We start from the raw sequence: 7,397 nt of genomic DNA, 5'->3' as shown, positions 1-7,397 counted from the left end.
CGAGACCGCCGCCGTGGTGTGGTGGCAGGGCGCAAAGTCCGAGCGGCACGCCCTGCTCGTCCGTACGCCGCCGGTGCTGCGGACGTTGGGCCTGCTGTTCGTCGCGACGGCCGAGCCCGCGCCGAGCCTCGAGGACTTCCGTCGCACGAGCCACCGGCGCGGCTGCGCGCACACCCAGGAGATCCTCGGCTTCCTCGCCAGGGGCGTGAAGGACGAGGTGGCGAGCCGTGAGCTCGGCATCTCGATCCGGACGTACCGGCGGCACGTCTCGGATCTGCTGCGCGAGCTCGGCGTCACGTCCCGCTTCCAGGCGGGTGCGGCGGCCGCGCAGCTGCGCCTGCTCGCCCCCGCCCCGGCCGGCGGCCGTGGCGAGGCCGCGCTTCCCGCCGCCCGCGCTTCCGCTGCCTGGCCGCTCGCCCACGCCAACTGACCCGGCCCGACCGAGCCCGCCTCGTTCGAGCGGGCGTCCCGAACTCGCAGAAGGAACTCCCATGACGCCCAGACCTCGCGGGACCGCCCGCGCCGCCGGCTGGAGCGCAGCGCATCCGTGGCGCGCCCTGACGGCGTGGATCCTGTTCGCCGTCGTGGCCGTGCTCGCGGGCGGCGCCGTCGGCACCGTGCAGCTGACGTCGGCCGACCGCACCTCCGGGGACTCGGCGAAGGCGGAGCGCGCGCTGGCCGAGCACTTCGATGCGCACGCGGCGGAGTACGTCCTCGTCGACAGCGACCGGCTCACCGTGCGCGACGCGGCGTTCCGGGCCGCCGTCGAGGACGTCGTCGACCGCCTCGCGGCTTCCGGGCTGACGCAGCAGCTGCGCTCGCCGCTCGAGAGCGACGGCGCGGGGCAGGTCAGCGCGGACGCCCGGGCCGCGCTGGTGACGTACGAGATCCGCGGGGACTCCGACACCGCGCCGGACCGGATCGACCCGGTCCTCGAGGCGATCGCCGCCGCAGCCGATGCACACCCGCAGTTGCGCATTGCCGGGACTGGTGACGCGACCATGGCGCTCGCGTTGGAGGAGACCGCGGGCAAGGACTTCGCCCGTGCGGAGACGCTGGCCATCCCCGTGACCCTCGTCGTTCTCCTCATCGCCTTCGGCGCGCTGGTCGCCGCCTTGCTGCCCGTCCTGCTCTCGCTGACCGCCATCGCCGCGGCGTCCGGGCTGCTCGCGCTCGCCAGCCACCTGTCCGGCGTCGAGAGCACCGCCAGCTCGATCATGCTGCTCATCGGGCTGGCGGTCGGCGTCGACTACTGCCTCTTCTACGTACGCCGTGAGCGCGAGGAGCGGGCCGCCGGAGCGAGCCGGGAGCAGGCGCTCGCCGTCGCCGCGCGCACGTCCGGCCGCGCGGTCGTCGTCTCGGGCGTCACCGTCCTCGTCGCGATGGCTGGCATGTTCCTGACGGGGAACGCCGTCTTCTTCGGCATCGCCACCGCGACGATGCTCGTCGTCGCGACGGCGGTCCTCGGCTCGGTCACCGTGCTGCCTGCGCTGCTCGCCCTGCTCGGTGACCGCGTCGACCGCGGCCGCGTGCCCTTCCTGCGCCGGCGTCGCGTCGGTCCCAGGGGCACACCGCGGCTGCTCACCGCGGTCCTGCGCCGCCCCGTCGTCGCGGCGGTCGCCTCAGCCGGCCTGCTCGTCGTGCTCGCCCTGCCCGCGCTGTCGCTGCGCGTCGCCACTCCCGGGATCGACGACGTACCGCACGACATCGCCGCCCTGCAGGCGTACGACCGCATCCAGACCGCCTTCCCGGGCAGTGGGTCGCCGGCCGTGGTCGTCGTGACCGCGCCCGACGTCACTGCGCCCGCCACCGCCGCGGGCATCGAGGACCTGCGCCAGCGCGCCCTGGCGAGCGGGCAGATGGACGAGCCCATCGACGTGCAGCTCAACTCCGCTCGCACCGCGGCCCTCGTCAGGGTGCCGCTCAGCGGCAGCGGCAGCGATGCGGCATCGCAGTCAGCGCTGCGCACCCTCCGGCAGGACGTGGTGCCGGGCGCCCTCGGGGACGTCCCGGGCGTGCAGGCGCACGTCACCGGTCCGACCGCGACCGGCGCCGACTTCAACGACCTGCTCCGGGCGCGCACGCCATGGGTCTTCGGCTTCGTGCTGGCGCTCGCCTTCGTGGTGCTTCTCGCGTCCTTCCGCTCGGTCGTCGTCGCGGTGAAGGCGATCGTGCTCAACCTGCTCTCGGTCGCCGCGGCCTACGGCGCGGTCGTGGCGGCGTTCCAGTGGGGGTGGGGCGAGCGGGCGCTCGGGTTCACCAGCACCGGCGCGATCGCCTCGTGGCTGCCGCTGTTCCTCTTCGTCATCCTCTTCGGCCTGTCGATGGACTACCACGTCCTGATCCTCAGCAGGATCCGGGAGAACGTGGACCGTGGCTCCGGAACCACCGAAGCCGTGATCAGGGGTGTAGGGTCGGCTTCGAGCGTCGTCACCGTCGCCTCGGTCGTGATGGTCGCGGTGTTCGCTGTGTTCGTGACGCTCTCACAGGTGTCGATGAAGGAACTCGGCTTCGGCCTTGCGGTGGCCGTCGCGCTTGACGCCACGGTCGTCCGGTGCGTACTGCTGCCGGCGACGATGCTGCTGCTGGGGGAGCGGAACTGGTACCTGCCGCGGTGGCTCACGTGGCTCCCGGACATCTCGCACGCGGACGCCGCCGAGCCCCTTCCCGCGGAGCGCCCGGTGGTGCCCTCGCAGCCGGCTGCCCGTTCGGGGACGATGGGTGCCACGGTGCCGGTCGCGGAGGAGCGCCCCGCCGAGCCGGCGTCGCGGAGGTGAGCGCCTTGAGCGACGGTGTCGAAGCCGTCCCTGCCAGTAGCCCGGTCGCGGGCGCCCCGGCTGCGGGTACGCCCGCGGCCGGGGCCTCCCGGCGGTGGGCGTACGCCGCCGCCGGCTGGGCGCTGGTCTCCGCAGTGCCCAGCGTGTATTGGGGGCTCGGCGGGACCGCCGGCCTGGACACGATCGGCGGCACCATCGAGCGGCTCGCGCGGGCGCACGACCCCGGCATCTTCGTGGCCGTCTGGGTCGCCGTGCTGCTCAAGGTCGCCGGCGCGGCGCTTGCCCTGGCGCTGGTCATGCCCTGGGGGCGGCGGATCCCGCGGCGGCTGCTCCTGGCCGCCGCTCTCGGCGGGGCTGCTGTCCTGACGGTGTACGGCGGCGTCCTCGTCGTCGCCGGGCTGCTGGCCGCGCTCGGCCTGGTCGGGCAGGGCGGGCCGTCCGACCCCACGGCGTTGTACGGGCACCTGCTGCTGTGGGACCCGATCTTCGTGGTGTGGGGCGTGCTGCTGGGCATGGCCGGGTGGCAGGCCCGGCGTGCCGGCGCTGCGTGACCCGGGCGGAATCATGGGCGCCCCGCTAGACGCCTCCCCACCCCGTCACTCGCTGTTGGGACACGTCCCGGTTCTTGCAGCGTTCGTGGCAGAGGGGCATGCGACCGCCCCTTGACGCGTCTCGCGCCGACGGACTTGCACTCTCGGCCGCGGGCGGATCCGCACCAGTTCTCAGCAGCTGTGTCACCGAGCAAGATCTGCTAGGTCCGTGTTGGCGTTAGTCGTGGTGGAGGTCGTCGAGGTGCCCACTCCACGTCCTGAACTCAACTGTGGACGGCCTGTGCTGATCATAAACGCCGACGAGAAGCCAGGCGTCGTTCGACGATTCCGCAAGCAGGGCCCGATCGCTGTCCTGCCCGAGCTCGACCCGCCGGTGCGCGATGACGTCATCGACACCGTGCGAGCGTACGGGCGCAGGTCTCGGCAGCCTTCCGTTCAACGCGGGCTCCGCGGGATGGTCGCGCGTCCCCGGCCCACGGCCGCATGACCGGCGGTCTCCGTCGTAGCAGGGCGGGCCGGGACACGGCGGGCTGCGGTCCTTGTGGTGATCCACCACGCCCCTCGCGGCAACGCATCAAGGTGCGTGGGGCGACGCTTCGACCACGGCCCCCGCACCGGGGGGTGCGGGGGCCGTGGCCGGTGTGGCGTCGAGCTTTGCTGCGAAGCCTCGCTAGCTCATGAGGCGAGCGCGGCGTCGATCAGCGCGAGCAGCGCGGTCTTCGCGTCCTGGCTGACCTTGTTGGCCCGCGCCGACGCGACGTCCGCCCGCAACGCCTGCAGGTGCGTCCTTCGTTCCTGCGCTGTCGGCGCTGCCGCCGCCGCCGTCAGGTGCTCCTGCAGGTCCCGGCCAGTGCTCGTCGCGATGTCACCGCTGCGGGTCAGGTCGCCGACCCGCTGCTGCAGTGTGGCGACGTCGCTCTGCGGGGTGAGGTAGTCCAGCAGGACGGGCCACAGCGTGCCCCATGCCTCGGCGTCGATCTTGCTGATGTTCGCGGCCGCGACGTAGGCGGCGAGGCGCCGCAGCTGGCGCAGCGTCTCCGCCTGGTCCCCGTCGGCCTCCGCGTCGGCGGCGGCGTCGAGGAACTGCTGCAGGTCCCGGACGACGCTGCGCGGCATGTGGTTCCCGGCCGCGAGCTCGTCGATCGTCTCCGGCAGCTCGTTCTGTGCCACGACCTGCACCGTCGTCTCGTTGCCTGCGTTGTCGGTGGCTACGACGGTCACCGTGCGATCGCTGATCGACGCTCCGAGGTCGACGGTGTCGGCGCAGGCCGCCCACGCGCCGTCCCCGACCCGGTACTCGCACGACGCGACGCCGGAATTCTCCCTGACGCCGGCAGGCAGCGGGTCGGTGACCGACACCGACAGCTCGAACCCGTCGACCGTCGCCCCGACGACGGGCGCCGTGGTGTCGAGCTTGTAGGAGACGTCGGGCGTCCAGAGCATCACTGCGTCGCCCCCGAGGGAGGCATCGCGGTACTCGAGCTGAGCCCAGTTCGTCCCCTCGACGGCGTTGACCGGCATGGTCATGCCCTGCGCGATGCCGGACGTGATCCTCTCGGCAGACACGACCCGCGCGCCGTCGTTGTGGCCCTCGACGAGCCGCAGCCAGGCGGGCGCCAGGCCGGTGTCGTTGAAGTCGGTCCAGGTCACCTCCAGCTCGGGCGCCTCGTTGAGCCACTCGTCCTCGGACACCGCGTCGCCGTCGGTCGTGACGAGGGACGCCTCGACGTGCACGGGGGAGTTGTAGCCGGCCATCAGCGTCTCCCACTCCTCGAGCGTGACGGGGATGACCGAGCCGTGGCGCGGGCTGACCGGCAGCGACCAGTAGGGCGACGTCGGGTCCTGCGCGTTGCAGGTGCTCGACAAGCCCGTGGTGTTGCACCAGGACTGGCCCAGGTACTCCCACTCGTTCGGCGGCACGTCCATCGAGGGCGCACGCCAGGCGACGTACCCGCCGCCGGACGCGTAGTCGATGAACACGTAGTACATGTCCTCGGCGTTGTCCTTGAAGACCAGCGGGCCCTCGAGGTTCCCACCGTTCAGGCCGGGGATCTGCCACTTGCTGGAGCCGTTGGGGTTGCCGACCATCGTCCAGGCGTTGGGCTCCCTGGTGAGCGGGGTGATCGGGTTCTTGTTCACCGCGTAGGGCTCCGTCTCCTCATCGCCCCACGTGTCGTGGAGGTCCTCGAGGGAGGAGATGTACTGCAGCAGGACGCGGAAGCCGTTCTCGTCCTTGGTGAGGCGGTAGATCCGGTCGTCCGTGGCGATCATCGTCGAGTCGATCATGCCCCAGCCCTGACGGCCGGTGGACCGGTCGAGGTTGACCCAGGTCTTGGGCTCCGTGAACGTCACGAAGTCCTTGGTGGTCGAGATCCGGATCCGGTTGTAGGAGATCTGCGACGTGTTGCGGGTGGCGATGTTCTCGTCCGGATACAGGTTCGACGCCCAGAAGACGATGTACTCGCCCCGGCTCTCGTCATAGAACGCCTCCGGCGCCCAGACGTTGCCCGCGGAGTCGTCCTCGACCTTGACGAAGCGGGCGTCCGACCAGTTGACGAGGTCGGTGGACTCGTAGACGACGAGGTTGCGCGAGCCGCGCGACTGGCGGTACGACCACGACTGGCCGTCCTGGTAGGTCTTCAGGTCGGTGGCCAGCAGGAAGAACTTCTCCCCGTCCGCGGAGCGAATGAGGGACGGGTCACGAAGGCCCGTCTGGCCCTGCGGCGGGTTGACGGTCTGCAGGATCGGCTGTGAGACGGCCGTGCCCTCGTCGTAGTTCAGCTCGTACCAGTTGAACGGGTCGTTGCCCTTCGAGGCGCTGAGCCAGATCTGCTCGCCGTTCCGCCCGCCGTCGTCGCCGCCGTGGAAGGACGCGAACACGTAGCGCTCGTACGGCGTGCCGTCGGGTGCCGTCTCGACGCTGGCGCCGGGCCCGGCCGTGGTGGGGGCCGTGGCCTCAGCCCTGGCGGGCTCGTCCTGGACCTGCGCCGAGGTCGGGTTGGCTGCGAGCATCCCGGCGCCCAGAGCGCTCGCCGCTGCGGCGGCGATCATCCTGGCCCGCATGCGGCCGACCGAGCGCCGGCTCGCTGCTGCCTGCGGTGCTGTTCTCCTCCGTTGGAGCTCCATCGCGTACCTCTCCGTGCCCTGGAGACCCGCCGACCGCGGGTCCGTCTCTGTGTCGCGACGCTGCGTCCCCTGCCGTTCGCGTCGCGCGGCGCCGCCAACTGCGGCTCGCAAGAGACCGGTCGGCGGTGACCGTTGAGCGAGTGTTATCGCTAACATCGGCGCCGTCAAGCCCCTGGCACGGTGGGAGCGCCGTCACTCGAACCGGTGCGGATCAGCCGCCTAGACCGCGCGTGATCGAGGACGACATAAACCTGCGCTGCAGCACTCTCACCAGGGCTGTTAGTGCTGGGCTGACGGCGCGCCGTCGCCGGCACACGCGGGCGCCAAGGGGTCGCGCGCCGTCGGCATGGACGGATCTTGCTCGGGGCATCGGAGCGAGGAGGGGTGGCCTTCGATATCAGGCGCGGGGAACCACGCCACCGGTGCATCAGATCCTGGATGGAGTTGTCAGTGTCGTGAGCTCCCGGAGCGGGTTGAGGTCGGCCGGGGTCGGGATCTTCCTCCTGGCAGTTGGCGCATTGTGGGTGATCATTGACCGAGTCCTTACGTCGCGGTACCCGGACGAGTGGGGCGGGCCCAACATCGGCGGAGGCGCGCTCCTCCTCCTTGCGTACCTCTTTGTGCTCGTCGGTGCAGGCCTGACGCTCGCGGGCCTGCGACGACGCCGACACGGCCGTTGATGCAGTCGCTCGAGGAGTGCTCCCTGCGGGATCGGGCGCTGTCGACGCTGGACTGGCGGACGGCGCCCGTCAACGGCTCGCGCACGAACTGCGGCATGTCCTCGCGTGCCTCTCGGCCGCGCCCCGCGAATGTGGCAGGGCGGGCGGCAACAGCCTTCAGCAGGTCTCAGGGGTACCCGAGTTCGTCGTTCCAGGTGATGGGGCCCGTGCCAGTGTCGGCTCGGTTGCAGTAGTTGGTGGTGTCGCATCTGACGAGGGTGTAG

3 protein-coding genes and 1 pseudogene are annotated in these 7,397 nt (G+C 71.6%); 3 read left to right on the top strand and 1 reads right to left on the bottom strand.

Annotation, left to right across the window (positions count from 1 at the left end; translation table 11 throughout):
• The 3 genes and pseudogenes from G9H71_RS19980 to G9H71_RS19970 all read left to right on the top strand — a co-directional run.
• A pseudogene (locus G9H71_RS19980) lies at positions 1 to 430 on the top strand (LuxR family transcriptional regulator); the annotation flags it as partial.
• Positions 431 to 491: 61 nt separating this feature from the next.
• The gene (locus G9H71_RS19975) at positions 492 to 2,777 is read left to right on the top strand and encodes an MMPL family transporter (protein ID WP_166284546.1); all 2,286 of its coding nucleotides are present in this window, start codon (positions 492 to 494) and stop codon (positions 2,775 to 2,777) included.
• 5 nt (positions 2,778 to 2,782) lie between these two features.
• Entirely contained in the window at positions 2,783 to 3,328 is a 546-nt protein-coding gene (locus G9H71_RS19970) for a DUF3995 domain-containing protein (RefSeq protein WP_166284545.1), read from the top strand.
• 675 nt (positions 3,329 to 4,003) lie between these two features.
• Here G9H71_RS19970 and G9H71_RS19965 read toward each other — a convergent pair.
• A complete protein-coding gene (locus G9H71_RS19965) occupies positions 4,004 to 6,391 on the bottom strand; it encodes a glycoside hydrolase family 43 protein (protein WP_231135165.1) in 2,388 nt (795 codons plus the stop codon).
• Positions 6,392 to 7,397: the final 1,006 nt, after the last annotated feature.

Source organism: Motilibacter deserti, from assembly GCF_011250635.1.
GTDB lineage: Bacteria > Actinomycetota > Actinomycetes > Motilibacterales > Motilibacteraceae > Motilibacter_A > Motilibacter_A deserti.
The sequence above is the reverse complement of the archived record's forward strand: the minus strand, read 5'-3'. Positions and strand labels throughout refer to the sequence as shown.

Coding starts and splice junctions, on each gene's coding strand:
- G9H71_RS19975 (WP_166284546.1), top strand. CDS start 492: ATGACGCCCAGACCTCGCGGGACCGCCCGCGCCGCCGGCTGGAGCGCA.
- G9H71_RS19965 (WP_231135165.1), bottom strand. CDS start 6,391: ATGCGGGCCAGGATGATCGCCGCCGCAGCGGCGAGCGCTCTGGGCGCC.